At 69.8% G+C, this 26633-nt stretch carries 23 protein-coding genes and 1 pseudogene; 14 read left to right on the forward strand and 10 right to left on the reverse strand.

Going from position 1 to position 26633, the window contains the following annotated elements; genetic code table 11:
• The first annotated feature begins 12 nt into the window (after positions 1-12).
• Positions 13-717, forward strand: a complete 705-nt coding sequence (locus LRS14_RS03145) for a PEP-CTERM sorting domain-containing protein (protein ID WP_257798567.1) — start codon at positions 13-15, stop codon at positions 715-717.
• Here the strand turns inward: LRS14_RS03145 and LRS14_RS03150 are convergent.
• On the reverse strand, positions 692-1654 hold the full coding sequence (locus LRS14_RS03150) for an inositol monophosphatase family protein (RefSeq protein ID WP_046115635.1): 963 nt from the start codon (positions 1652-1654) through the stop codon (positions 692-694). The two genes, LRS14_RS03145 and LRS14_RS03150, sit on opposite strands and share 26 nt — an antisense overlap.
• 138 nt (positions 1655-1792) lie before the next feature.
• Between LRS14_RS03150 and LRS14_RS03155 the strand changes: the two genes are divergently transcribed.
• Positions 1793-2533 carry an RNA methyltransferase gene (locus LRS14_RS03155; RefSeq protein ID WP_257798569.1) on the forward strand — a complete coding sequence of 247 codons (741 nt, stop codon included), beginning with the start codon at positions 1793-1795 and terminating at the stop codon, positions 2531-2533.
• Positions 2534-2579: 46 nt separating this feature from the next.
• The gene (gene cysE, locus LRS14_RS03160; protein ID WP_046115633.1) at positions 2580-3359 is read left to right on the forward strand and encodes a serine O-acetyltransferase; all 780 of its coding nucleotides are present in this window, start codon (positions 2580-2582) and stop codon (positions 3357-3359) included.
• A 12-nt stretch (positions 3360-3371) separates the two neighbouring features.
• Here the strand turns inward: cysE and LRS14_RS03165 are convergent, their stop codons facing one another.
• From LRS14_RS03165 to yjgA, 3 genes are read right to left on the reverse strand one after another with little or no spacing between them, the layout of a single operon-like run.
• Positions 3372-5021 (reverse strand): FecR domain-containing protein, encoded by a 1650-nt coding sequence (locus tag LRS14_RS03165; RefSeq protein ID WP_257798570.1) that lies wholly within the window; start codon positions 5019-5021, stop codon positions 3372-3374.
• A 17-nt stretch (positions 5022-5038) separates the two neighbouring features.
• On the reverse strand, positions 5039-5638 hold the full coding sequence (mog, locus tag LRS14_RS03170) for a molybdopterin adenylyltransferase (RefSeq protein WP_046115631.1): 600 nt from the start codon (positions 5636-5638) through the stop codon (positions 5039-5041).
• A gap of 4 nt (positions 5639-5642) precedes the next feature.
• The gene (gene yjgA / locus LRS14_RS03175) at positions 5643-6164 is read right to left on the reverse strand and encodes a ribosome biogenesis factor YjgA (RefSeq protein ID WP_232315528.1); all 522 of its coding nucleotides are present in this window, start codon (positions 6162-6164) and stop codon (positions 5643-5645) included.
• A gap of 58 nt (positions 6165-6222) precedes the next feature.
• On the opposite strand from yjgA, the gene pmbA reads away from it, so the two are divergent.
• The gene (gene pmbA / locus LRS14_RS03180; RefSeq protein WP_046115629.1) at positions 6223-7605 is read left to right on the forward strand and encodes a metalloprotease PmbA; all 1383 of its coding nucleotides are present in this window, start codon (positions 6223-6225) and stop codon (positions 7603-7605) included.
• 122 nt (positions 7606-7727) lie between these two features.
• A complete protein-coding gene (locus LRS14_RS03185; protein WP_046115628.1) occupies positions 7728-8810 on the forward strand; it encodes a TRAP transporter substrate-binding protein in 1083 nt (360 codons plus the stop codon).
• 91 nt (positions 8811-8901) lie between these two features.
• On the opposite strand, the gene LRS14_RS03190 is transcribed toward LRS14_RS03185, so the two are convergent.
• From LRS14_RS03190 to LRS14_RS03215, 6 genes and pseudogenes are all read right to left on the reverse strand, one after another.
• Positions 8902-10692: a TRAP transporter large permease subunit gene (locus LRS14_RS03190; RefSeq protein WP_046115661.1), complete on the reverse strand. Its 1791-nt coding sequence runs from the start codon at positions 10690-10692 to the stop codon at positions 8902-8904.
• Positions 10692-11285 (reverse strand): TRAP transporter small permease subunit, encoded by a 594-nt coding sequence (locus LRS14_RS03195; RefSeq protein WP_046115627.1) that lies wholly within the window; start codon positions 11283-11285, stop codon positions 10692-10694. The genes LRS14_RS03190 and LRS14_RS03195 overlap by 1 nt, the downstream gene beginning before the upstream one ends.
• Positions 11286-11461: 176 nt before the next feature.
• Positions 11462-11805 (reverse strand): annotated as a pseudogene (locus LRS14_RS03200) (TIGR01244 family sulfur transferase).
• Between the two features lie 10 nt (positions 11806-11815).
• The gene (locus LRS14_RS03205) at positions 11816-12262 is read right to left on the reverse strand and encodes a GatB/YqeY domain-containing protein (RefSeq protein WP_257798571.1); all 447 of its coding nucleotides are present in this window, start codon (positions 12260-12262) and stop codon (positions 11816-11818) included.
• A gap of 84 nt (positions 12263-12346) precedes the next feature.
• Positions 12347-12559, reverse strand: coding sequence for a 30S ribosomal protein S21 (rpsU, locus tag LRS14_RS03210; protein ID WP_046115624.1), 213 nt, complete (start codon positions 12557-12559; stop codon positions 12347-12349).
• 121 nt (positions 12560-12680) lie between these two features.
• The gene (locus tag LRS14_RS03215; RefSeq protein ID WP_257798572.1) at positions 12681-13889 is read right to left on the reverse strand and encodes an NAD(P)/FAD-dependent oxidoreductase; all 1209 of its coding nucleotides are present in this window, start codon (positions 13887-13889) and stop codon (positions 12681-12683) included.
• Between the two features lie 53 nt (positions 13890-13942).
• Here LRS14_RS03215 and trkA point away from each other — a divergent pair, with 53 nt between their 5' ends.
• From trkA to LRS14_RS03260, 9 genes are all read left to right on the forward strand, one after another.
• Positions 13943-15364, forward strand: coding sequence for a Trk system potassium transporter TrkA (trkA, locus tag LRS14_RS03220; protein ID WP_046115622.1), 1422 nt, complete (start codon positions 13943-13945; stop codon positions 15362-15364).
• A 131-nt stretch (positions 15365-15495) separates the two neighbouring features.
• The gene (locus LRS14_RS03225; RefSeq protein WP_046115660.1) at positions 15496-16923 is read left to right on the forward strand and encodes a TrkH family potassium uptake protein; all 1428 of its coding nucleotides are present in this window, start codon (positions 15496-15498) and stop codon (positions 16921-16923) included.
• A 162-nt stretch (positions 16924-17085) separates the two neighbouring features.
• Complete coding sequence (locus tag LRS14_RS03230; protein WP_232315526.1) at positions 17086-18291, forward strand: methyl-accepting chemotaxis protein; 1206 nt, start codon at positions 17086-17088, stop codon at positions 18289-18291.
• Positions 18292-18301: 10 nt separating this feature from the next.
• Positions 18302-18670, forward strand: coding sequence for a response regulator (locus tag LRS14_RS03235; protein WP_046115621.1), 369 nt, complete (start codon positions 18302-18304; stop codon positions 18668-18670).
• A 46-nt stretch (positions 18671-18716) separates the two neighbouring features.
• Positions 18717-19013, forward strand: coding sequence for a lipid asymmetry maintenance protein MlaB (locus tag LRS14_RS03240; RefSeq protein WP_257798573.1), 297 nt, complete (start codon positions 18717-18719; stop codon positions 19011-19013).
• Positions 19014-19035: 22 nt separating this feature from the next.
• A complete protein-coding gene (locus LRS14_RS03245) occupies positions 19036-21120 on the forward strand; it encodes a chemotaxis protein CheA (protein WP_257798574.1) in 2085 nt (694 codons plus the stop codon).
• 45 nt (positions 21121-21165) lie between these two features.
• Positions 21166-22830: a methyl-accepting chemotaxis protein gene (locus LRS14_RS03250; protein WP_257798575.1), complete on the forward strand. Its 1665-nt coding sequence runs from the start codon at positions 21166-21168 to the stop codon at positions 22828-22830.
• A 30-nt stretch (positions 22831-22860) separates the two neighbouring features.
• On the forward strand, positions 22861-24819 hold the full coding sequence (locus LRS14_RS03255) for a methyl-accepting chemotaxis protein (RefSeq protein WP_257798576.1): 1959 nt from the start codon (positions 22861-22863) through the stop codon (positions 24817-24819).
• A gap of 11 nt (positions 24820-24830) precedes the next feature.
• Entirely contained in the window at positions 24831-26621 is a 1791-nt protein-coding gene (locus LRS14_RS03260; RefSeq protein WP_257798577.1) for a methyl-accepting chemotaxis protein, read from the forward strand.
• The last annotated feature ends 12 nt before the right edge of the window (positions 26622-26633 follow it).

Genomic DNA, 26633 nt, shown 5'->3' on the forward strand with positions numbered 1-26633 from the left:
CGGAGGAAGCACTTGCTCTCTAAGCTGTTCAACGGCGCCGCCCTGGCCTGGGCGTGCACCGCATCCGCTGTCGCGATGCCGATGGCCTTCCGTGTGTCCGGCGACGTGGTCCTCAGCGACTCCCGCGCGGTGGTGGCCGGCTCCCGCTACAGCATGACCTTCGCCTTCGACGCGCTGGCCCGCGACCACAGCGGTGAGCCCGGCCGCGGCCTGTACGGTGGCGTGGACGCCCTGGTCACCGGCTTCGACTTCGTCGCCCACACGCCCACGGGCGCCACCGTGGCCGCGTCGCGCTACGACCTGGCGACCACAGGCAGCAACAGCCTGGTGTCGGTGGTCGACCATCCGCTGGGCGACAACTGGTATCTGAACCTGTTCGGCGCCGGCCTTCGCCTGGCGCCGGACGACGTCTACCTGCCGGATTTCCGCTTCACCGTGGAACTGGGCGGCGGCACCGACGGCATCCGCTCCAAGTCGCTGGCCGTGGCGCCGCAGGCGCAGGCCTTCGAGTCAGCGTTGCTGGGCTTCTTCCGCGCCGACGGCATGCCGCTGCTGGTGGGCACGGTGCACGGCATCGAAGTGGTGACCGCGGTGCCGGAACCCGCCACCGCCTGGCTGCTGCTGGCGGGCGGTGCCGGCCTGCTGGCCCTGGGCGCGCGTCGCCGCTCCCGCGGCGAACGGGCGCCCGCGCTCAATCCTGCGCCGGCTGCTTCTTGATGCGCACCGGCCCGCGCTTGGGCTTGGCGTCGGCGGTGGGCGCTTCGGCGCCCAGGCTGGCAGCCAGGGCCTGCTCGGGCGTGGCCTCGCCGTCGTCGGCACCGGCTTCGGCGGAGGCCTCGTCGGCCTTGATCACCCGGGTATAGGGCGCCAGGATGCTCACCAGCTGCGCATACACCTTGGCATTGCCCGCCACCACTTCGCGCTGGTAGAGGTAGTCGGATTCACCGGTGAAGTTGCCGATCAGGCCGCCCGCCTCGGTGATCATCAGCGAGCCCGCGGCGATGTCCCAGGGATTCAGGCCGGTCTCGAAGAAGCCGTCGTAGTAGCCGGCGGCCACGTAGCACAGGTCCAGCGCGGCCGCGCCTGGGCGGCGCACGCCGGCGCAGGCCTGCATCACCTCCTCGAACATCTTGATGTAGCGCTTGAAGTTGTCGCCGCGGCGGAACGGGAAGCCCGTGCCCACCAGCGCATCCGACAGCCGCGTGCGCCGCGAGACGCGCAGGCGCTTGTCGTTCATGAAGGCGCCACGGCCCTTGGAGGCATAGAACAGGTCGTTGCGGCTGGGGTCGTAGACCACGGCCTGCTGGACCTGGCCGCGGTGTGCCAGCGCGATGGACACGCAATACACCGGGAAGCCGTGGATGAAGTTGGTGGTGCCGTCCAGCGGATCGATGATCCAGACGAACTCGCTGTCCTTCGCGCCCCGGCTGCGGCCGGATTCCTCGGCCAGGATGGCGTGGTTGGGGTAGGCCTGGAGCAGGGTGTCGATGATGACCTGCTCGGCCGCCTGGTCCACCTCGGTGACGAAGTCGTTCGGGCCCTTGCTGTTGATCTTCAGCTGCTCCAGGTCCAGCGAGGCCCGGTTGATGATCGCGCCCGCCGCGCGTGCCGCCTTGATGGCGATGTTGAGCATGGGATGGAGCGATTGCGACATGGGCGACCTGATGGAAGACGGCCGGTGGCCGTGTGGGGAGGAGGGAGCAGCAGCGAAGGCAAAGAGCGGGCAGCGCGGACAATGCGGCGCTGCGAAAACCCGCCATTTTAGCCGCCTCCACCACCCATGCCTGACGCCATGCCCTTGCCCACCGCCGAAGGTGCCCGCTTCATCCTCGTCAACACCAGCCACCCGGGCAACGTGGGCGCGGCCGCGCGGGCCATGAAGGTGATGGGCTTTTCCGACCTGGTGCTGGTGCAGCCGCGCTTTCCCGACGTGCTGAGCCAGGAGGACACGGTGGCCATGGCCAGCGGCGCGGCCGACATCCTGGTGCGCGCGCGCATCGTCGGCGGCATCGACGAGGCGCTGGACGGCATCGACCACCTGTGCGCCACCGCGATGACGCCGCGCGACTTCGGCCCGCCCACCGCCGCGCCACGCCCGCACCTGGCGGCGATGGCGGCGCAGGGCGCGCGGCTGGGCTTCGTCTTCGGCAGCGAGCGCTACGGCCTGCCCAACGAAATCGTCTACCGCTGCCACACCTGCCTGAGCATCCCCACCGACCCGGCCTACGGCTCGCTGAACCTGGCGCAGGCGGTACAGGTGATCGCCTATGAATGGCGGCAGGCGCTGGGCGGATTGGGCGTGCAGCCGCGCACGGCGGAGCCGGTGCTGGCCGACGCCGCGGCGGTGCAGGGCACGCTGGCGCATTGGCGCGAGGTGCTGGTGGCCATCGGCTACCTGGACCCGGCCGCACCCAAGAAGCTGATGCCGCGGCTGAACCAGCTGGCCAACCGGGCCCAGCTCACGGCCGAGGAAGTGCACATCCTGCGCGGCATCGCCAAGGCGGTGGGCCGGCTTGTCCCTCCCGCCGCCTGAAGCAAACCCCGCGCATACACTGGCCCGCCGTTTGACAAGAATCGCCATGTTCAGCCGACTGCGTGAAGACATCGCCTGCATCCGCGAACGCGACCCCGCCGCGCGTTCGACGTGGGAGGTGCTCACGTGTTATCCCGGCCTGCATGCACTCGTGCTGCACCGCTGGGCCCATGCGGCCTGGCGCGCCCGCTGGTACTGGCTGGGCCGCTTCATCTCGCATGTGGCGCGCTTTCTCACCGGCATCGAGATCCACCCCGGCGCCACCATCGGCCGGCGGGTGTTCATCGACCACGGCATGGGCGTCGTCATCGGCGAGATGGCCGAGGTGCATGACGACTGCACCATCTACCAGGGCGTGACGCTGGGTGGCACGTCGCTGGTGCGCGGGGCCAAGCGCCACCCGACGCTGGAGCGCGGCGTGATCGTGGGCGCCAATGCCTGCGTGCTGGGCGGCTTCACCGTGGGCGAAGGCGCACGCATCGGTTCCGGCGCGGTGCTCACCAAGCCGCTGCCTGCCGGAGCCACCGCGGTGGGCAATCCGGCGCGCATCATCGAAGGCAAGGCCGATGCGCAGCGCGAGGCGGTGTCCGCCCGCATGGGCTTCAGCGCCTACGGCGTGACGCAGGGCGACGACCCGGTGGCGCAGGCGATGAAGGGCCTGATCGACAACGCCGCCGGCCACGAGCACCAGATCACGCTGCTGTGGCAGGCCATCGAGAAGCTGTCCTCCCGCTCGCATGAGCTGCCGCATGCGGACTGCGTGCCCCAGGACGCACAGACCACCGAAGCCTTCGACGCCGCGAGCCTGAACCGGCTGGTGAAGTAGCGGCGCCGGGGCCTACAGCAACAGCAGCAGCAGCGGCGCGCCCAGCAGCCACAGGCCGCGCCAGTCGCGTGCCACCTCGATCTTCAGCGTGCTGCTGTAGGGCGTGACGAAGCCGTCGGGCTCCACGCTGCGGTAGCGGAAGTAGTAGGTGCCCGGCTGCTCGGGCCGCGGGAGGGTCCACATCGGCTCGGTGAGTTCGGCGCGCACGGTGGTGCCTGCGCCGAACTGCGGATCGGACGACAGCTCCACCTGCTGGCGGTCTTCGGGCCGGCCGCTCCAGCGCAGCGCCAGCTGCATGCCGTCGGCCGAGCTGCCGCTGGTGGGCGCCGGCGGCGCGGCGCGCACCGTCAGCGGCTGGGCATCGGTCCAGGGGCCGCGCGTCCGCTGGTTGCCTTGTGGCGCGCGCAGGCTGGCCATGCGCCAGAAGTAGCTGCCCGGCTGGTCCAGCGTCAGGCGGGTGCTGGCGCCGCGTACCTGCGGCTCGTCCACCACCAGTTCGGTGAAGGCGGCGTCGCGCGCCACCTGCAGGTGGTAGTGAAGCGCCTCGACGTTCTCGGCCCAGCGGAATTCGACACCGCCCACGCCCACCTGGGCGCTGGCGCGCGGTGCGGCAGGCGCGGGCGGCTCGGGCCGGGCCGCCAGGTTGAAGCGGTGGGTGGCGTCCAGGCCTTCGATGCCGCGCGACTCGATGCGGCGCAGGCGCAGGAACCACTCGCCATCGTCCAGTCCGCTGATGCGCACCGGCGCGCTGGCGGCCACCCGTTCATCGCTGACGATGCGCTCGAAGGCTTCGTCCAGTGCCACCTGCACCCGCAGCGCCGATGGCTCGCCGGGCAGCTCGATGCGCACGATCACCCGCTCGAACCGCGGTGGCAGGCCCGACAGGTCGGGCGCGGCGGGCAGCGGCACCACCGCGGGCGGGCTGTCCGCCGCGGCGATGGCGGCGCCGAAGCGCGCGGCCACGTCCACGCCGGCTTGCGGCGCGCCGGCGGCTTCGGCCCGGACCAGGCCTTCCAGCACCTCGGTGCGGGTGCCCTGGTCGGTGCCGTGGTGCACGCGGTACTCGGTGCCGCGCACGCCGATCACGGCGGTGGGCGACTGCACTTCCAGCGGCTTGGCGCGCAGCAGCCGTGCGGCCACCACCTCCAGCGAGCCGCGCACCAGCCGCATGCTGCCGGCGAACCAGCCTTCCTCGCTGGCGCCGCCACTGCCTTGCGGCGCCATGCGCGCGCCCAGGCGTGCGCTCTCCGCGAGTGCGGCCTCGGTGGCCGGCTGCACGCGCAGGCGCGAGCCATCGTGCAGTTCCACCACCGCGGAAGCGCCCGCGCCGGTGCGCAGCAATTGCCCGGCGGACACCGGTTCGCCGGCCACCGCGGGGCGCCCGGCCAGCTCCACCTCGCCCTGCACCAGCACCAACCGCGCCTCCACCGGCCGCACCCGCAGCAGGCGCTGCGGTACCTGCAGCACCTGGCCGGGGCGGATGCGGTTGGCATCCGGCAGGCGGTTGCGGCGGGCCACTTCGCGCCAGGCGGCCGGGCCGGTGAGCACCTCGTTCGACAGGCCCCACAGCGTGTCGCCCGGCCGCACCGTCAGCGGCAGCACCGGCTCGGGCGCGGCCCATGCCGCCGGCACGGGGAGCATCGCCGTGCCCAGCATCAGCATGGGCAGCAGGCGTGGCCTCACGGCCGCGACCCGGAACTGCTGCGCAGGGCGCTCTTGGGCCGGAAGGCCTGGCACACCGCCGGATCGGTCTCCAGGTAGGGCCCGCCGATCAGGTCGATGCAGTAGGGCACCGCGGCGAAGATGCCATGCACCGGCGGCTGCGCCTGGGGCAGGCCTTCCAGCGTCTCGGCGATGGACTTGGGCTGGCCGGGCAGGTTGATGATGAGCGCGCCGCCCCGGATCACCCCCACTTGTCTAGACAGGATGGCGGTGGGCACGAAGCGCAGGCTGATCTGGCGCATCTGCTCGCCGAAGCCTGGCATCACCCGGTGCGCGACGGCCAGCGTCGCCTCGGGCGTGATGTCGCGCGGCGCAGGGCCGGTGCCGCCGGTGGTGAGCACCAGGTGGCAGCCGGCATCGTCCACCAGCTCGCGCAGCGCGGCTTCCACCAGTGGCTGTTCGTCCGGCACCAGGCGGGTCTCGTAGTGCGCCGGGTTGCGCAGCGCGCGGCCCAGCCAGTCGCGCAGGGCGGGGATGCCCTTGTCCTCGTACACGCCGGCCGAGGCCCGGTCGCTGACCGAGACGAGGCCGATCCTCACGCTGTCGAAGGCGGTCATGGCGTCACTCGCTGCCTTGCATCCACTGGCTCTTGATGAACTGGAACAGGTCGCGCCAGGCCTTGCCGTGGCGCTGCTCCGGCGGCAGCGCGCCGTCCTTGCGCGCGGCGCGGATCAGGCTGCGCAGATGCTGCAGGTCGGTGTCCGGGTAGTCGGTCATCCAGCGGGTGAGGGCCTCGTCGTCCTTCACCAGCTCGATGCGCCACTGCTCCAGCCGGTGCAGCTCCAGCGTGTTCTGCGCGCTGCCCAGCTGGGCAGCCGCCACGGCCTCGCGCAGCGGCTCCACGTCGGTCTGGCGCATCAGCTTGCCCACGTACTGCAGGTGGCGGCGCTTGCCTTCGTGGGAACGGATGCGGCGAGTCTCGCGCAGGGCTTCCAGCAGCGTGTCGGACATGGCCAGCGCGGCAAGCCGTTCGTCGGGCAGCTCGGACAAGGCCTGGCCCAGGCGCTGGAGCTCGTGCGCCTGCTTCTTCAGCTCGGTCTTGCTGGGGCGTTCGTCGAAGGAGTCGGGGGTATGGGGCTGCATAGGGCTGCGATAAGCGATCGCTATCATAATTTGCGCCATCCCCATCCCCCCATTCCACATGTCCGACACCCGTTCGACCACCGCCAAGGGCTTTGCCTACACGCGAGAACAGTTCCAGCAGAGCGTGGAGGACGCCTTGGCGATGGCCCGGAAGCTGGGTGCCAGCGACGCCGGCGCCGAGGCTTCGGAAGGCACCGGCCTGTCGGTCTCGGTGCGCAAGGGCGAGCTGGAGAACGTCGAGCGCAACCGCGACAAGTCCCTCGGCGTGGCCGTGTACCTGGGCCGCCGGCGCGGCAATGCCAGCACCTCCGACTTCTCCCGCGCGGCCATCGAGCAGACGGTGCGCGCGGCCTATGACATCGCCCGCTTCACTGCCGAAGACCCGGTGGCCGGCCTGCCCGATGCCGACGACCTGGCCACGGAAGAAGAAGCCGCGCGCGACCTCGACCTGTTCCATCCCTGGGACCTGGATGCCGAGGCTGCCACCGAACTGGCCCGCCGCTGCGAGGCCGCCGCGCTGTCCACCGACCGCCGCCGCATCACCAATTCCGAAGGTGCCGGCGTCTCGGCGCAGCAGTCGCACTTCTATGCCGGCAATTCGCGCGGCTTTCGCGGCGGCTATGCCAGCTCGCGCCATTCGCTGTCGGTGGCGCCGATTGCCGGCCGCGGCGACGGCATGCAGCGCGATGCCTGGTACACCTCGATGCGCTCGGCCGACGACCTGGCCGCGCCCGAGGCGGTGGGCCGTTATGCCGCCGAGCGGGCGCTGTCGCGGCTGAACTCGCGCAAGATCCCCACCTGCGAGGTGCCGGTGCTGTTCGAGTCGCCGCTGGCTGCCGGCCTGCTGGGCGCCTACGTGCAGGCCACCAGCGGCGGTGCGCTGTACCGCAAGGCCACCTTCCTGGTGGACAGCCTGGGCCAGCAGGTGCTGGCCGACCACCTCGACGTGCAGGAAGACCCGTTCATCCAGCGCGGCAAGGCCAGCGCGCCTTTCGACGACGAAGGCGTGCGCACCCGCGCGCGCAAGGTGGTGGACGCGGGCGTGACGCAGGGCTACTTCCTGTCCAGCTACTCGGCCCGCAAGCTGGGCATGAAGACCACCGGCCATGCCGGCGGCTCGCAGAACCTGGTGCTCACCAGCCGGCTCACGCAGCCGGGCGACGACCTGGACGCCATGCTGCGCAAGCTGCACCGCGGCCTGTTCGTCATCGAGCTGATGGGCCAGGGCGTGAACTACGTGACCGGCGACTACTCGCGGGGCGCCGCTGGCTTCTGGGTGGAGAACGGCCAGATCGTGCACCCGGTGGAAGAGGTGACCATCGCCGGCCACCTGCCGCAGATGCTCAAGAGCATCGTGGCCGTGGGCGCCGATGCATACACCATGGGCGGCAAGACGACCGGCTCCATCCTGATCGAGAAGATGAAGGTCGCCGGCAGCTGACGGCAAGCTGACGCCCGAGGGCGCGCGGCGCCGAATCTGCTGCGGGGAAACCCCCTCGGGGCCGACGAAATGCGACTCCTAGAATCGCGCGACCGATTTTTCCCTCCATAGGAGTCCCCTACATGGAACGCCGTTCCTTCGTTCGTGGTGCAGGCATCGCGGGCGTGCTTGCCGCGGGCACCGCACCTGCCTTCGTGCAGGCCCAGGCCAACATCCGCTGGCGCCTGGCCTCCAGCTTCCCCAAGTCGCTGGACACCATCTTCGGTGCGGCCGAGGTCTTCACCAAGAAGGTGTCGGAGATGTCGGGCGGCAAGTTCCAGATATCGGTGCATGCCGGCGGCGAGCTGATGCCCCCCTTCGGCGTGGTGGACGCGGTGCAGAACGCCACGGTGGAGATGGCCCACACGGTGCCGTACTACTTCTTCGGCAAGGACCCCACCTTTGCCATCGGCGCGGCCATCCCCTTCGGCATGAACAGCCGCCAGATGACGGCCTGGATGCTGGAAGGCAACGGCCTGAAGCTGATGCGCGAGTTCTACGGCCAGTACAACATCATCAACTTCCTGGGCGGCAACACCGGCAGCCAGATGGGCGGCTGGTTCCGCAAGGAGCTCAAGAGCCTGGAAGACATGAAGGGCCTGAAGTTCCGCATCGGCGGCTTCGCCGGCGAGATCGTCAAGCGCCTGGGCGGCGTGCCGCAGAACATTCCCGGCGGCGAGATCTACCAGTCGCTGGAGAAGGGCACCATCGACGCGGCCGAGTGGGTGGGCCCGTACGACGACCAGAAGCTGGGCTTCTACAAGGTGGCGCCTTACTACGCCTACCCGGGCTGGTGGGAGGGCGGCCCGCAGGTCGACTTCTTCATCAACAACAAGGCATACGACGGCCTGAGCGCCGAGTACAAGGCCATCATCGACGCGGCTTCCTCCTTTGCGCACGTCAACATGCAGGCCAAGTACGACGCCCGCAATCCGGCCGCGCTGAAGCAGCTGGTGGCTGCCAAGACCAAGCTGATGCCCTTCCCCAAGGCGGTGATGGATGCCGCCTTCAAGGAATCGATGGCGGTGTACTCGGAGCTGTCCAACAGCAACCCGGCCTGGAAGAAGGTGTACTCGGACTACTCCAGCTTCCTGCGCGACCAGAACCTGTGGTTCCGCTTCACCGAAGGCCAGTTCGACCGCTACATGCAGTCGGCCAAGCTGTAAGCGCCACCCGGCCGCAAGAAAGAAGGGGCCCCGCGAGGGGCCCCTTTTCATGGGTCGAAAGCCGCCGGCTCCGGGCCGGCGGCAAGCACGATCAAGGCTTCTTGCCGTCCTTCGCGTCTTCCTGGATGGCGTCCTGCAGCGCCTTCATCGCGTCGTCGGCCTCGGTGGTGCCGGCCGGCGGCTCGGGCTCGGCCGAAGGCGCGGCGCTGCCGCTGTCCGGCGTGGCAGGCGGCTCCATGCCCGGCAGCGTGGGCGAGGCTTCGCTGCCACCGCCCGGCATCACCATCTCCTCCAGCGCCTTGTCGGCATCGATGCCCGAGGCCTGCTCGGTGTCGTGCCCCACCAGCCCCGGGAAGCCGATGATCAGGCCCACCATCACCAGCTGGATGATGACGAAGGGCACCGCGCCCCAGTAGATGTCGGAGCTCTTCACCTTGGCGATCGGCTTCTTGGTCACGCGGTCGGTGTAGTCGTCGGTGGGCGCCACGCTGCGCAGGTAGAACAACGCGAAGCCGAACGGCGGGTGCATGAACGAGGTCTGCATGTTCACCGCCAGCAGCACGCCGAACCACACCAGGTCGATGCCGAGCTTGTCGGCCACCGGCGCCAGCAGCGGCACCACGATGAAGGACAGCTCGAAGAAGTCGAGGAAGAACGCAAGGAAGAACACCAGCACGTTCACCACGATCAGGAAGCCGAGCTGGCCGCCGGGCAGGCCGGTGAGCAGGTGTTCCACCCACAGCGGGCCGTCCACGCCCTGGAAGGCCAGGCCGAACACCGTGGCGCCCAGCAGGATGAAGACCACGAAGCACGACAGCTTCATCGTCGTGTCCATCGCCTGGCGCAGCAGCGACAGGCTCAGCCGGCGGCGCGCCAGGGCCATCAGCAGCGCGCCCACCGCACCCATGGCGCCACCTTCGGTGGGCGTGGCCACGCCCAGGAAGATGGTGCCCAGCACCAGGAAGATCAGCGCCAGCGGTGGGATGAGCACGAAGGTCACGCGCTCGGCCATGCGCGACAGCAGCTTCAGCCGCAGCAGGCGGTTGAGCACCGCCAGCGCGAAGGCCACGCCCACGCCCACGCACATCGACAGCACGATCTTCTCGTCGGTGGCCGTGCCTTCGGGCCGGGTTTCACCAAAGGCCACCGCTGCCGCCACGGACAGCAGGAACACCGCCAGCAACGAGCGGTTGCCGGTGCTGCCGTCATCCTCGCGGATGGTGCGTGCCTCGAGCGGCAGGGCCGGCGCCCGGCTGGGATGCACGATGGTGATGAACAGCACGTACAGCACGTACAGCCCCACCAGCATGAAGCCCGGCAGGAAGGCGCCCTTGTACAGGTCGCCCACGCTGCGGCCCAGCTGGTCGGCCAGGATGATGAGCACCAGCGACGGCGGGATGATCTGCGCCAGCGTGCCCGAGGCGGCGATCACGCCGGTGGCCAGCCGCCGGTCATAGCCGTAGCGCAGCATGATGGGCAGCGAGATCAGGCCCATCGAGATGACCGAAGCCGCCACCACGCCGGTGGTGGCCGCCAGCATCGCACCCACCATGATCACCGCATAGGCCAGGCCGCCGCGGATGGTGCCGAACAGCTGGCCTATGGTGTCGAGCAGGTCCTCGGCCATGCCCGATCGCTCGAGGATCAGCCCCATGAAGGTGAAGAACGGGATCGCCAGCAACGTCTCGTTCTGCATGGTGCCGAAGATGCGCAGCGGCAGTGCCTGCACCAGCGCGGCCGGCAGCAGGCCCATCTCGATGCCGATGAAGGCGAACAGCAGGCCGCAGGCCGCCAGCGAGAAGGCCACCGAGAAGCCCATCAGCAGGAAGACGATGAGCCCGCCGAACATGATGGGCGCCATGTTGGCGCTGAAGAACTCCATCATGTCCGTGCTCCTTCTTCACGCAGGCGGATGGCTTCGGCCAACTCTTCCTCCGGTGTCTTGGCCACCTTCTTGATGGTGGGATCGGGAATGCGGCCTTGCAGGAAGGCCACGCGCTTGATGAGTTCCGACACGCCCTGCAGGCCCAGCAGCGTGAAGCCCAGCGGCACCAGCGCGAACACCGGCCAGCGGATCAGGCCGCCGGCATTCGAGGACACCTCGCCCGAGGTGTAGGCGCGGATCACCAGCGGCATCACCAGCTCGATCACGACCACCACGAACGGGAACAGGAAGGCCACGATGCCGAAGATCTCGACCTTGATCTGGGTGCGCTTGCTGAAGCGGCCCAGGATGATGTCGATGCGCACATGCTCGCCGCGCAGCATGGTGTAGCCCGCCGCCAGCAGGAACACCGCGGCGAACAGGTACCACTGGATCTCCAGGAAGGCGTTGGAACTGGTGCCGAAGGCCTTGCGGACGATGGCGTTCAATGCGCTGATCAGCACCGCCACCAACACCAGCCAGCTCACCCAGCGCCCGACGAATTCATTCAGCTGGTCTATCAGCCGGGACAGTTTCAATAATCCGGACACAACACCTCCTGCGGAAGCTTTCTCGTCAAGGTTCACGCCCGGCACCGACAGATGTGCGGCGCGGGCAAACCGCGCACTGTATCCATCGGCGACGTGAAAACGCCCGCGCAAGGCGGGCGTTCAGGGAAAGCACCGATGCTGCGGCGCAATATCGGACCGCGGCCGTCAGCCAGCCGTCAGGCTTGTTGCTGCGCCAGCATGAACAGCCGGGTGGAGCGGGCGCCGCTGCGGCAGAACATCAGCAGCGGCCGCGGCAGCTCCTGGAGCAGCTGCGCACACTGCGCCACTTCCTCGGGCGACTGGTAGCCACCGGCCACCGGCAGGTGACGGTATTCAGGCCGGCGGCGCGGGCGGCGGCCTCGATCTCGGCGCTGGTGGGCTGGTCGGGGCCGTGCTCGAAGTCGGGGCGGTTGTTCACCACGCTGCGGAAGCCCGCCTGCGCCGCCTCGGCCATGGCCTCAGGCGTGAGTTGCGGGGCGACGCAGACGTCGGCGGCGATCTGGGACAGGGGCAGGCTCATGGCGGCGAGCTTACTGCGCCAGCGCCTGCTTGACCGCGGCCGACACCGTGGCCATCTCGGCCTTGCCGGCCAGCCTGGCCTTGGCTGCGCCCATCACCTTGCCCATGTCGCCGGGGCCGCTGGCGCCCAGCTCGGCCACGATGGCGCGCACTTCGGCCGCCACCTCGTCGGCCGACAGGCGCTGCGGCAGGTAGGCCTGCAGCACGGTGATCTCGGCGCTTTCCTTGTCGGCCAGGTCGGCGCGGCCGGCCTGCTGGTAGGCGGCCACCGAGTCCTTGCGCTGCTTGATCAGCTTGTCGACCAGGGCCACGGCCTGGGCATCGTCGACGGTGATGCGCTCGTCCACTTCCTTTTGCTTGATGGCGGCCAGCAGCATGCGGATGGTGGAGAGCCGGTCGGCTTCCTTGGCGCGCATGGCGCTCTTCATGTCGTCGGTGATGCGGTCCTTGAGGCTCATGGCGGGGCTCCGGTGAGGATGGTCCAGAAACGACAAAGCCCGCTGCGGCGTCCCGCGCGGGCTTTGGGGCTGACGCCGGGAAGCTTAGTAGAGCTTCTTCGGCAGCTGCATGCTGCGAACGCGCTTGAAGTGGCGCTTGACGGCCGCGGCCTTCTTGCGCTTGCGCTCGGAGGTGGGCTTTTCGTAGAACTCGCGGGCGCGCAGCTCCGTCAGCAGGCCGAGCTTTTCGATGGTGCGCTTGAAGCGGCGCAGTGCCACATCGAACGGCTCGTTCTCTTTGACGCGAATCGTGGTCATGTAACGGTAAATCCTGGGGTTGTGCGCTCGGTGTCCGAAGGCCGTTGGTCCGGAATCGTCGATCGGATCGAGACGCGGGTTTGCAGCAAAGACGGCGAGTATAGCGTGTTTCGCAGATTTGTCACGGGCTGGGCTGCAAGGCCGCCGCGCAGGCGGCGGCGCTGGCCCAGGCCCACTGGAAGTTGTAGCCGCCCAGCCATCCGGTGACGTCGGTCACCTCGCCGATGAAGTGCAGCCCCGGCTGCAGCCGGCTCTCCATCGTCTGCTGGTTCAGCTCGCGGGTGTCGACGCCGCCGGCCGTCACCTCGGCCTTGCGCCAGCCTTCGCTGCCGTCGGGCAGCAGCTGCCAGCCGCCCAGGCTGGCGCCCAGCGCCTCCAGGTCGCGGTCGCGGGCCTGCGGCATGGCCAGGGTGGCGTCCAGGCCCTGGCGCTGCAGCCAGGTGTCGGCCAGGCGCTGCGGCAGCTGCGCGGCCAGCTCGTTGCCCAGCTGGCGCTTGGAGCGGGCCTTGGCCGCCTTGAGCTCCGCGGCCAGGTCGCGGCCCGGCGCCAGGTCGATGGTGATCGGCTCGCCGGGGCGCCAGAAGCTGGAGATCTGCAGCACCGCCGGACCGCTCAGGCCGCGGTGGGTGAACAGCAGGTCTTCCAGGAACCGCGTGCGCTTCCTGCCGCTGCCGGCGTCGATGTGCACCTCCAGCGACAGGCCGGCCAGGGCAGAGAAGGGTGCCCAGGTCTCGGGCGCGAAGGTCAGCGGCACCAGTGCGGGCCTCGGCTCGATGATGCGGTGGCCGAACTGCCGGGCCAACCGGTGGCCGAAGTCGCTCGCGCCGATCTTGGGGATGGAGAGCCCGCCGGTGGCGACCACCACGCGCGGTGCCTGCACCGTGCCGCGGTCGGTGTCCACCTCGTAGCCGGCGGCGCCGTGGCGCACGCCCTTGATCGCGCACGGCTGCCAGCGGGTGACGCCGCCGGCCTCGCACTCGGCCAGCAGCATCTCGATGATGCGTTCGCTGCCCTCGTCGCAGAACAGCTGGCCGCGGTGCTTCTCGTGGAAGCCGATGCCGTGGCGCTGCAGCAGCGCGATGAAGTCCTGTGGCGTGTAGCGCGCCAGGGCCGAGCGGCAGAAGTGCGGGTTGTCGGACAGGAACTGCGCCGGCGTGGTGTCGCGGTTGGTGAAGTTGCAGCGGCCGCCGCCGGAGATGCGGATCTTCTCCGCCACCTTGGCCGCATGGTCCAGCACCAGCACCCGCGCGCCCCGCTGGCCCGCGATGGCCGCACAGTGCAGGCCGGCGGCGCCGGCGCCCAGGATGATCGCGTCGTATCGAAGCTGCATGGGCGCGGATCATAGGTGCGGGCTCCAGGTGGCCAAACCTACACTCCCGCGCCATGAACATCCTGATCATCGGAGCCGGGCGGGTGGGCGAGAGCGTCGCCGAGAGCCTGGTGTCCGAGCGCAACGACATCACCGTGGTGGACACCGATCCGCGGCGGCTCGCGGTGCTGCAGGACCGGCTGGACCTGCGCGGCGTGGCCGGCAACGGCATCCAGCCCTCGGTGCTGCGCGAGGCCGGCGCAGACGACTGCGACATGCTCATCGCCTGCGCCGCGGCCGACGAGACCAACCTGGTGGTGTGCAAGGTGGCGCACCAGGTGTTCAACGTGCCGATGACGATCGCCCGGCTGCGCTCGCCGGAGTTCGAGGCCGGCTCGCCGCTGCTGGCGCGCGAGGGCGGCTTCGCGGTGGACGAGGTCATCTGCCCCGAAGCCTCCGTCACGCGCTACGTGCGCAAGCTGGTGGACTATCCAGAGGCGCTGCAGGTGCTGGAGTTCGTAGGCGGCCTGGTGAGCCTGATCACCGTGCGCGCGGTGCGCGGCGGACAGATGGTGCAGCACAGCCTGGCCGAACTGCCGCAGCTGGTGCCCGAGGCCGACATGCGCATCGTGGCGATCTACCGCGGCAACCATGCGGTGCCGCTGGAAGGCAGCACCCGCATCGCCGCCGGCGACGAGGTGTTCGTGCTGGCCGCCACCGAGCATGTGCGGCAGGTGCTGGGCGCGCTGCGACAGATGGACAAGCCCACCAAGCGGCTGATGATCGCCGGCGGCGGCCGCGTGGGCCTGCGGCTGGCGCGCGAGCTGGAGGAGGCCTGCCAGATCAAGCTGATCGAGATGCACCAGCCACGTTGCGAGTACCTGGCCACCCAGCTCAGCAGCCGCACCCTGGTGCTGCACGGCGACTCCACCGACGAAGACCTGATGGAGGACGAGAACGTGCGGGAGATGGACCTCTTCGCCGCGCTGACCAGCGACGACGAGGACAACATCATGGCCTGCCTGCTGGCCAAGCGGCTGGGCGCGCGGCGGGTGCTGGCGCTGATCAACCGCCGCGCCTATGCCGACCTGGTGCAGGGCACGCAGATCGACATCGCCATCTCGCCGTCGCACACGGTGATCGGCGAGCTGCTGGCGCACATCCGCCGTGGCGACGTGGAGGCGGTGCACAGCCTGCGCCGCGGCGCGGCCGAGGCACTGGAGATCGTGGCCCGCGGCGATGCCCGCAACTCCAAGGTGGTGGGTCGGCGCATCGACCAGATCGCGCTGCCGCAGGGCGCGCAGATCGGCGCGCTGGTGCGCGGCCTGCCACGCGCCGATGCGCCAGCCGACCAGCCCGCGCCCAAGCCGCAGGTGCTGATGGCGCACCACGACACCATGATCCAGAGCGACGACCACGTCATCGTGTTCCTGCCGCACAAGCGCATGGTGCGCGAGGTGGAGCGCCTGTTCCAGGTGGGCGTCACCTTCTTCTGATGCCACGCGCCCACGCTTCCAAGCCCGCCGCCGAGGTGCGGCGCGAACGCCGCGCGCGCCAGGTGGCCCGCGGCCGCCGCGGCCTGCTCGACACGCCCTGGGGCAACACCATCCTGCCGCTGGTGCCCATCATGGGCTTCATCGTGCTGGTGTTCGCCTCGGCGATGCTGGTGCCGCTGGCCTTCGCCCGCGTGGGCGGGGACGAGGCGATGACCGCCTTCGCGCAGGCGCTGGTGATCACCGCGGCCAGCGGCTCGGCCATGTGGCTGGGCGGCCGCCGCTTCAAGCGCGAGCTGCAGCCGCGCGACGGCTTCCTGCTGGTGACGCTGGTGTGGACGCTGCTGCCGGGCTTTGCCAGCCTGCCGATGCTGCTGCACCTGCCGGGCCTGAGCTTCACCGATGCCTACTTCGAGGCCATGTCCGGCTTCAGCGCCACCGGGGCCACGGTGTTCACCGGGCTGGATGCGCTGCCGCTGTCCATCAACGTCTGGCGCTGTTTCCTGCAGTTCCTCGGCGGGCTGGGCATCATCGTGCTGGTGGTGGCGGTGCTGCCGCTGCTGGGCGTGGGCGGCTCGCAGCTGTTCAAGGCGGAGACGCCCGGCCCCATGAAGGAGGCCAAGCTCACGCCCCGCATCGCCGAGACCGCGCGCGGCCTGTGGGGCGTGTACTTCGTGCTCACCGGCGCCTGCTTCGCAGCCTACCGGGCCGGCGGCATGGACTGGGCCGACGCCTTCATGCATGCCTGCAGCACCGTGGGCCTGGGCGGCTTCTCCAGCTATGACAACGGCTTCAGCCACTGGGATTCACCGCTGCTGGACGGCCTGGCGGTGCTGTTCATGCTGCTGGCCGGCATCAACTTCGCGCGCTACTTCGTGGTGTGGCGCACCCGCTCGCTGCGGCCGCTGCTGCGCTGCACCGAGGCGCGCTGGTACCTGGGCTGGATCGTGGCCACCATCGTGGTGATCTCGGTGCACATGTGGCTGGACCGCACCTACATCGATCCACTGGAGCTGCTGCGGCACGTCACCTTCCACGTGGTGTCGCTGGCCACCACCACCGGCTTCGTGTCCACCGACTACGAGCAATGGCCGCTGTTCGCGCCGGTGGTGATGGTGATGCTGGGCTGCTTCGCCAGCTGCGCCGGCTCCACCGGCGGCGGCATCAAGATGGTCCGCATGATCCTGCTGCTGAAGCAGGCGCAGCATGAGCTGGTGCGCATCGTGCACCCTCGGGTGGTCAACCCGGTGCTGTTCAACGGCCAGGTGGTGTCGCAGTCGGTGCTGTCGTCGGTGCTGGCCTTCATGCTGATCTACGGCGGCTCGTTGATCGGCCTGACGCTGCTGATGCTGATGTCGGGCCTGGACCTGGTCACCGCCTTCGCCGCGGTCGTGGCCTGCGTCAACAACATCGGCCCGGGCCTGGGCGAGGTGGGACCGGCGGCCAACTTCCAGGGCCTGACCGATTTCCAGACCTGGGTCTGCACCTTCGGCATGCTGCTCGGGCGGCTGGAACTGCTGACGGTGCTGGTGCTGTTCACGCCACAGTTCTGGCGGAAATAGCCGCAGTCCACCTGACTTTTTGACGCGTCGCCCGATCAAGTTGCGGCGTTTGTTACCGATACACCCTGCACAAGCCTCGGCGGCGGGCCTCCCGCTCGCGGCCGGGATCGAACGTCGATGGACGCGCGGCGGCCTGGCTGCCGCGCCGACCAGGGTGCATCCATGGAAGTCAACAACATGCAAGCCAGCGGTACCGCTGCCCGTCTGCCGGGCGCGCGGTGGCCGCTGCTGGCCGCGGCACTGCCCGGCGTGGCCGGTGCGGTGGCCGTCGCCAGCCTGGCACCCGCCGGCTGGCTGACGGGCGGCATCGGCGCGCTGCTGGCGCTGGCCGGTGCCGGCGCCGCCCACGCGGTCCACCGGGCGATGACCGGCCAGGCCCGGTCGCTGGGCGCCTACGTGGCCAGCCACCACCAGATGGGCGAGGCGCTGGCGCCGGTGTGGAGCGGCCACATCGAGAATTCCCGCCACCAGATGGAGACGGCCGTGTCGGCGCTCACCGGCCAGTTCGCCGGCATCGTCGACAAGCTCGACCGCGCGGTGAAGGTGTCCGACGGCTCCACCGGCGCCCAGGGCGAGGCCGGGCTGCTGGCCGTGTTCAACCGCAGCGAGGAGCAGCTGTCATCGGTGGTGCGCTCGCTGGAGACGGCCAACCAGGGCAAGGCCGAGCTGGTGCAGCAGGTGCAGCAGCTCAGCCAGTTCATCCAGGAGCTGCAGCAGATGGCCACCGACGTGGCGGCCATCGCGGCCCAGACCAACCTGCTGGCCGTCAACGCCGCCATCGAGGCGGCGCGCGCCGGCGAGGCCGGCCGCGGCTTCGGCGTGCTGGCGCAGGAGGTGCGCAAGCTGTCGTCGATGTCGGGCGACACCGGCAAGCGCATCGCCGACAAGGTGCGGCTGGTCAGCGAGGCCATCGTGGCCGCCAGCGAGGCCTCGCGGGCCTCCAGCAGCGCGGACGAGGCTTCCATGCAGGCCGCGCGCGGCGTGATCGCCGGCGTGCTGAACGACCTGCGCGGCGTGACCGACGGCCTGGTGCAGAGCACCGAGGTGCTGAAGAACGAGAGCATCGGCATCCAGGGCGAGATCTCCGATGCGCTGGTGCAGCTGCAGTTCCAGGACCGCGTGAGCCAGATCCTGAGCCATGTGAAGCAGAACATCGCCCGCCTGCCCGAGACGCTGGCCGAGAACCACCGCCACTACACCAGCACCCAGGTGCTGGCGCCGGTGTCGGCAGCCGGCCTGCTGGCCGAGCTGCAGAGCACCTACGCGATGGCCGATGAGCACCAGGTGCACCAGGCGGCCCCGGCCGGTCGCCACAAGAAGCCCGTGGCCGCCGCGGCTGCGGCCGAATCCGAGATCACCTTCTTTTGAAGTCCATCCCATGCCCAAGACCATCATGATCGTCGATGACTCCGCCTCGCTCCGGCAGGTGGTGGGCATCGCGTTGCGCAACGCCGGCTACGACGTGCTCGAAGGCTGCGACGGCAAGGACGCGCTCGCCAAGCTCAAGGGCCAGAAGGTCCACCTGATGATCAGCGACGTGAACATGCCCAACATGGATGGCATCAGCTTCGTCAAGGCGGTCAAGCAGAACCCCTCGTACAAGTTCACGCCCATCGTGATGCTGACCACCGAGACCGCCGACGGCAAGAAGGCCGAAGGCCAGGCTGCCGGTGCCAAGGCCTGGGTGACCAAGCCCTTCAAGCCCGAGCAGCTGCTGGGCGTGGTGCAGAAGCTGGTGCTGCCCTGAGCCGCCATCCGCCGGCGCGGCGCGCCGGCCTTGCGAAGGAACCGCGATGAACCCCACTGCGACGAACGGCGCGGCCGAGGCCTGCCTGGGCCTGGACGGCGAGCTGACCATCTACCGCGCCGCCGAGCTGAAGCCGGTGCTGCTGGAGGCGGTGCGCCGCGCGGCGGCGCCGGCCTTCGATTTGTCGGAGGTCAGCGAGATCGACACCGCCGGCGTGCAGCTGCTGCTGCTGGCGCGCCGCGAGGCGGCCGCGCTGGACCGCCGGCTGCGCCTGCAGTCGCCCAGCACCGCGGTGTGCGAGGCCTTCGCGCTGCTGGGCCTGCCCCTGGACCTACCCGCCTGACGGCCACCCGAGGAGCCCGTACATGAACCTGGACCAGGCCCTGCAGACCTTCATCATCGAGAGCCGCGAGCTGCTCGAGCAGATGGAGGATGCGCTGCTGTCGCTCGGCCACCTGGGCGAGGACGCCACCGGCGAGGCGGTCAATGCCATCTTCCGCGCCGCCCACACCATCAAGGGCTCGTCGGGCCTGTTCGGACTCGACGACATCGTCGCCTTCACCCATGTGGTGGAAAGCGTGCTGGACGAGGTGCGTGCCGGCCGCCTGCCCACCGACGACAAGCTGGTGGCGCTGCTGCTGGCCTGCGGCGACCACATCGGCGCGCTGGTGGCCGCGGTGGATGCCGGCGGCACGCCCGATGCGGCGCTGCTGGCGCAGGGCGCACCGCTGATCGCGCGGCTGCAGGTGTACCTGGGCGACGAGGCCGCCGCCGCGCCCGTGGCCACCGCCGATGCGGCCGCCGACGGCGAAGCCGGGCTGTGGCGCATCCGCGTGCAGTTCGGCACCGGCGTGCTGCGCAACGGCATGGACCCGCTGGCCTTCATCCGCTACCTGGCCACGCTGGGCCGCATCGAGCACATCGCCACCGACCATTCGGCGCTGCCCGAGGCCGACGAGATGGACCCGGAGTGCTGCTACCTCGGCTTCGAGATCCAGCTGCACAGCAGTGCCGACCAGGCGGCCATCGAGTCGGTGTTCGAGTTCGTGCGCGACGACTGCCTGCTGCAGATCGCGCCGCCGCAGGCCGCCACGGCCCCGGCCGAGGTGGCCGTCGCCGCGATTGCCGCGGCATCGCCTGCCACGCCCTGCGCGCAGCCGGCCGCTGCGGAAGCCGCCCTGGCCAGCGCGGCCGAGCGCCAGCCCAAGGCCCGCGAGCAGCGCGGCAGCGAAAGCCAGTCCATCCGCGTTGACGCCGCCAAGCTGGACCAGCTGATCGATCAGGTGGGCGAGCTCATCATCGCCGCCGCCGGTGCCAACCTGGCGGCCCGCAAGCGCCGCGACCCGGAACTGGCCGAGCTGAACGACGCCGTCAGCCAGCTGGTGGAGCAGGTGCGCGACAGCGCGCTGCAGCTGCGCATGGTCAAGATCGGCGCCACCTTCAACCGCTTCCAGCGCGTGGTGCACGACGTGGCCCGCGAGCTGGGCAAGGACATCGCGCTGGAAGTCAGCGGCGAGGACACCGAGCTGGACAAGACGGTGGTCGAGCGCATCGGCGACCCGCTGACGCACCTGGTGCGCAACTCGATGGACCACGGCATCGAATCGGCCGAACTGCGCACCGAACGTTGCAAGCCCGCGCGCGGCACCGTGCGGCTGAATGCCTTCCATGATTCCGGCAGCATCGTCATCGAGGTGAGCGACGACGGCGGTGGCCTCAACCGCGACCGCATCCTGGCCAAGGCACTGGAGCGCGGCCTGGTGGAGCCCGGCAAGGCCTTGAGCGATGCCGAGATCTACAACCTGATCTTCGAGCCCGGCTTCTCCACCGCCGAGCAAGTGACCAACCTGTCCGGCCGCGGCGTCGGCATGGACGTGGTCAAGCGCAACATCACCGCGCTGCGCGGCAGCGTGGACATCGGCAGCCGGCCCGGCCAGGGCACCACCGTCACGGTGCGGCTGCCGCTCACGCTGGCCATCATCGAAGGCTTCCAGCTGGCGGTGGGCAAGTCGGTGTTCGTGGTGCCGCTGGACGTGGTGGAGGAATGCATCGAGTTCCCCGCCGAGACCGCCGCCAGCGGCCACGACTACACCGACCTGCGCGGCGAGGTGCTGCCGCTGATACGGCTGCGCGAGCTGTTCGAGCTGGACGGCGAGCCTGGCCGGCGGCAGAACATCTGCGTGGTGCGCCACGGCGCGCAGAAGGTGGGCCTGCTGGTGGACACGCTGCTGGGCGAGTTCCAGACCGTCATCAAGCCGTTGTCGAAGATGTTCTCGCAGGTCAAGGGCATCAGCGGCTCCAGCATCCGTGGCAGCGGGGATGTGGCGCTGATCCTCGACGTGCCGGCCCTCATCGGCCAGGCGCTGCATGCCAGCCACCGCTCCGTGGGCCGCCAGGCCCAGCCCGCCGCCCTACCCGGGCAGGCCGCCGGATCGCCAGCCGCGCGCTGACCAGCCCGGCATTCCGCACGTCCCTGCAGTACCGAAGGACACCTCATGTTTTCCAACTTCAAGATCGGCACCCGGCTGATCGTGGGCTTTCTCGTCGTCGCAGCCATCAGCGCCATCGTGGGCGCCGTGGCCCTGAAGAACGCCGCCCAGATGAACGAGCTGTCGGAGGGCATGTACCGGCGCGAGCTGCTCGGCCTGTCCTACATCAAGGAAGCGAACATCCAGCTGGTGGCCATCGGCCGCGCCCGCTCGAACTTCCTGCTGGCCACCTCGCTCGAGGAACGCGAGCGTCACCTGGGCTCCATCGCCAAGAACAGCGCCGCCGCCAGGGACAACATGGAGAAGGCCCGGCCCCTGTTCGTCACCGACAAGGCCAAGGAGCTGTTCGCCACCGCGTACAAGACCTGGGACGACTACCAGTCCGAGATGAAGCAGGCGCTGGAGCTGGCCGCCAAGGGCAAGCTGGCCGAGCGCAGCGATGAGCTGGTGGCGTCCCTCACCCGCGTGCGGGAGCGTGCCGACGTGCTGGACAACCTGCTGTCGGAGCTGACGCTGCAGAAGGAGCAGCGCGCCGAAGCCGCCAACAACGAGGTGGAGGCGCTCTACAACGCCAGCCGCACGATGATGATCGCGCTGGTGTCCGGCGGCGTGCTGCTGGGCGTGGTGCTGGGGCTGCTGATCAGCCGCAGCGTCACCCGGCCGCTGAACCGCGCGGTGCAGGCCGCCGACGCACTGGCCGATGGCGACCTGACGGTGGCGCTGGAAGTGCAGGGCAAGGACGAGACCGCGCGGCTGCTGCGTGCGATGCAGAACATGGTGGACAAGCTGTCCCGCGTGGTGCAGGAGGTCAACAGCGGTGCGCAGGGCCTGGCCAGCGCGTCCGAGGAGGTGAGTGCCACGGCGCAGAGCCTGAGCCAGGCCTCCAGCGAGCAGGCTGCCGGCGTGGAGGAGACCAGCGCCTCCATCGAGCAGATGACCGCATCGATCGCGCAGAACACCGAGAACGCCAAGATCACCGACGGCATGGCCACCAAGGCCGCCGGCGAAGCCAATGAAGGCGGCGAGGCCGTCAAGGCCACGGTGGTGGCGATGAAGCAGATCGCGCAGAAGATCGGGATCATCGACGACATCGCCTACCAGACCAACCTGCTGGCGCTGAACGCGGCCATCGAGGCGGCGCGCGCCGGCGAGCATGGCAAGGGCTTCGCGGTGGTGGCGGCCGAGGTGCGCAAGCTGGCCGAGCGCAGCCAGGTGGCGGCGCAGGAGATCGGCACCGTGGCGTCGTCCAGCGTGGAGCTGGCCGAGCGCGCGGGCAGGCTGCTCGACGAGATGGTGCCCAGCATCAAGAAGACCTCCGACCTGGTGCAGGAAATCACCGCGGCCAGCGAGGAGCAGTCCTCCGGCGTTGGCCAGATCAATGCCGCGGTCGGCCAGCTCAGCACCACCACCCAGCAGAACGCCAGCAGCTCCGAGGAACTGGCTGCCACGGCCGAGGAGATGAGTGCGCAGGCCGAGCAGCTGCAGCGCACCATGTCCTTCTTCAAGCTGGATGCACAGGCCCATGAGGCCGAAGCCGCGGCCCCCATGCGCAAGGCCCTGGGCCAGGCGCAGGCCACGGCACGGCGTGTGGCCGCCCCGGCCAGGCGCCCTGCGGCAGGGCGGGTGCCCACCCCCGCCACGGTCGATGAATCCGACTTCACGACCTTCTGATCTTCAGCCCGGCTTTTTGGAGTACCCGAAATGAATTGGTTCCTGCGCATGAAACTGGCGCACAAGCTGCTGCTGACCTTCCTCACCTGTTCCGTGCTGACCGCCGCGGTGGGCGGCTACGGCCTGCTGCGCATCGCCGAGCTGCAGGCCATGCTGCAGGCCACCTACACCGATGCGGTGCTGCCGGCGCAGCACGTGTCGGAAGCCGCGGCCCGGCTGGGCGCCCATTCGCGCGCTTATGTGCGGCTGCCGGCGCTGAAGGATGCCGACGACGTAAAGGACGCGGTGGCCCGCGCCCAGGTGCACTTCGACAAGTTCCGCCAGTCGCTGGACGCCTACCGTGCCAGCGAGACCAGCGACAAGGAACGTGCGCTGCTGGCCCGCATCGACCAGCAGGTGCCCGGCTACCTCGCGCAGCATGACAAGGTGGCGGCGCTGTCCAGCGCAGGCCAGGCCAACGAGGCGGCGCTGCTGAGCAACGGCGACACCCGCAAGGCGGTCAATGCGCTGGAAGGGCTGATGTCCGAGATCATCGTCGAGCTGAGCTCGCAGGCGGAGGCCACCAATGCCGCGGCCACTGCGGCGGCCGACCGCGCCCGCACGGTGATGCTGGGCGTGGTGCTGGGTTCGGTGGTGCTGGCGGTGCTGATGGGCCTGGTGGTCACGCGGGTGGTCAGCCGCCAGCTGGGCGGCGAGCCGGCGGAAGCCGCCGCGGTGCTGCGCCAGGTGGCCGATGGCAGCCTGGAGGCCCGCATCACGCTGCGCGAGGGCGACAGCAGCAGCCTGCTGTTCGCGGTGCGGCAGATGATCGGCCGGCTGCAGCAGGTGATCGAGGGCCAGCGCCGTGTGGTGGAGGCCGCCAACCGCGGCGACTTCAGCCAGCGGGTGGAACTGGCTGGCCTGCAGGGCTTCCAGCAGGAGATGGGGCAGGGCCTGAACCAGCTCGTCACCACCGTGGGTGCCAGCGTGGACGACGTGGCCGACGTGATGGGTGCGCTGTCCGGTGGCGACCTGTCGCGCCAGATCGAGCGCGACTACAGCGGCAGCTTCGGCGAGATGAAGGACCACATCAACCGCACCGTGAGCCAGCTGGCCCACGTGGTGGCCGAGGTCAACGGCGCCGCCGAGGCGCTGGCCGGTGCCTCGGAAGAGGTGAGTGCCACGGCGCAGAGCCTGAGCCAGGCCTCCAGCGAGCAAGCCGCGGGCGTGGAGGAGACCAGCGCCTCCATCGAGCAGATGACCGCATCGATCGCGCAGAACACCGACAACGCCAAGGTGACCGACGGCATGGCCAGCAAGGCGGCCGGCGAAGCGGCCGAGGGTGGCGAGGCGGTCAAGGCCACGGTGGTGGCGATGAAGCAGATCGCGCAGAAGATCGGGATCATCGACGACATCGCCTATCAGACCAACCTGCTGGCGCTGAATGCGGCCATCGAGGCGGCGCGGGCCGGCGAGCATGGCAAGGGCTTCGCGGTGGTGGCAGCCGAGGTGCGCAAGCTGGCCGAGCGCAGCCAGGTGGCGGCGCAGGAGATCGGCACCGTGGCCTCGTCCAGCGTGGAACTGGCCGAGCGCGCGGGCAGGCTGCTGGATGCGATGGTGCCCAGCATCCGCAAGACCTCCGACCTGGTGCAGGAGATCACCGCGGCCAGCGAGGAACAGTCTTCCGGTGTCGGCCAGATCAATGCGGCCGTCAGCCAGCTGAGCCAGACCACCCAGCAGAACGCCAGCAGCTCCGAGGAACTGGCCGCCACGGCCGAGGAGATGAGTGCGCAGGCCGAGCAGCTGCAGCGCACGATGGGCTTCTTCCGCCTGGCCGGCCACCCGCGCCGCCAGGAGGCGGAGGCCGCATCGCCCGCACGCCAGGCCATCGGCCAGGCGCAGGCCGCGGCGCGTCGCGCACCGTTGCAGGCCGGCGCCGCCCGCTCGGGTGCGCGCGCGCAGCGCGCGTCCGATGCGTCGGTGGATGAATCGCACTTCACCTCGTTCTGAGCAGGCGGATGATGTTGAACGACTTCCGGATCGGCACGCGGCTGCTGGCGGGCTTTGCAACCACCGCGGCCATCGCCGCGCTGGTGGGCGGCATCGGCATCTACAACAGCGCGCGGCTCAATGACCTGGCGGAGAACCTCTACAGCCAGGACCTGATGGGCGTCTCGCACATCAAGGAAGCCAATGTGCACCTGGTCAACGTGGGCCGTGCGCAGGGCGTGATGCTGCAGGCGGCCACGCCGCGCGAGCGCGAGGCCGCTGCGGCGGCCATCGAGGAGCACCTGAAGGACACGCGCACCTATGCCGACAAGGCCGCGCCGCTGTTCGCCACCGAATCCGCCCGCGCCCTGCTGGCGGAGTTCGACCACCACTGGGCCGGCTACCAGAAGGACGTGCGGCGCTGGACGGCGCTGGCCGCCGCCACGCCGGCCGGCCAGCGCAACGAGGCGCTGCAGCAGGCCTCCGCCAGTGCGCTGGAAGCCAGCCACAAGCTGGACGAGCTGATGGACCAGCTCACCCGTTCCAAGCAGGCGGTGGCCCAGCACACGCACGAAGAAGCCGAGGCCGTGTTCCAGGCCAGCCGCTGGATGATGCTGGCGCTGGTGGTGGGCGGCGTGCTGCTGGGTGGCTCGCTCGGCGTGCTGATCAGCCGCAGCGTCACCCGGCCGCTGTCACGCGCGGTGGCGGCGGCCGAGCGCATCGCCCGCGGCGACCTGTCGGTGCAGATCGAGGTGCGTGGCAAGGACGAGACCGCGCAGCTGCTGCAGGCCATGCAGCGCATGGCCGAGGCCACCGGCACCAGCGTGGGCGACGTTGTGCGCGTGATGCGTGCGATGGCCGCGGGCGACCTGGGCCAGCGCATCGAGAAGGACTATGAAGGCGTGTACGTGGAGCTGCAGCGCTACGTCAACGACACCGTGGACCGCCTGGGCCAGGTGGTGGCCGAGGTGAATGCAGCGGCCGAATCGCTGGCCAGTGCCTCGGAAGAGGTGAGTGCCACGGCGCAGAGCCTGAGCCAGGCGTCCAGCGAGCAGGCTGCCGGCGTGGAGGAGACCAGCGCCTCCATCGAGCAGATGACTGCATCGATCGCGCAGAACACCGACAACGCCAAGGTGACCGACGGCATGGCCAGCAAGGCGGCCGGCGAAGCGGCCGAGGGTGGCGAGGCGGTCAAGGCCACGGTGGTGGCGATGAAGCAGATCGCGCAGAAGATCGGGATCATCGACGACATCGCCTACCAGACCAACCTGCTGGCGCTGAATGCGGCCATCGAGGCGGCGCGGGCCGGCGAGCATGGCAAGGGCTTCGCGGTGGTGGCGGCCGAGGTGCGCAAGCTGGCCGAGCGCAGCCAGGTGGCGGCGCAGGAGATCGGCACCGTGGCCTCGTCCAGCGTGGAACTGGCCGAGCGCGCGGGCAGGCTGCTGGATGCGATGGTGCCCAGCATCCGCAAGACCTCCGACCTGGTGCAGGAGATCACCGCGGCCAGCGAGGAACAGTCTTCCGGCGTCGGCCAGATCAATGCCGCCATGGGCCAGCTCAGCCAGACCACGCAGCTCAATGCATCCAGCTCTGAAGAGTTGGCCGCGACGGCCGAAGAAATGAGCAGCCAAGCCGACCAGCTGCAACAGACCATGGCCTTCTTCCAGCTCAGCCCGGCCCGTGGCCCGCAGGCCGAAGCCGCTGCGCCCACGCGCCAGGCGCTGAAGGTGGCCAGCCGGGCACCAGGCCGCACGCCGCGCGCCACCGCCGCCGCGGCGGTGCGTGCGGCGCCGGTCGATGAACACCACTTCACATCCTTCTGACAGGAGACCGCA

The sequence above is a fragment of the Aquincola sp. J276 genome (assembly GCF_024700035.1).
Taxonomy (GTDB): Bacteria; Pseudomonadota; Gammaproteobacteria; order Burkholderiales; family Burkholderiaceae_C; genus Aquincola; species Aquincola tertiaricarbonis.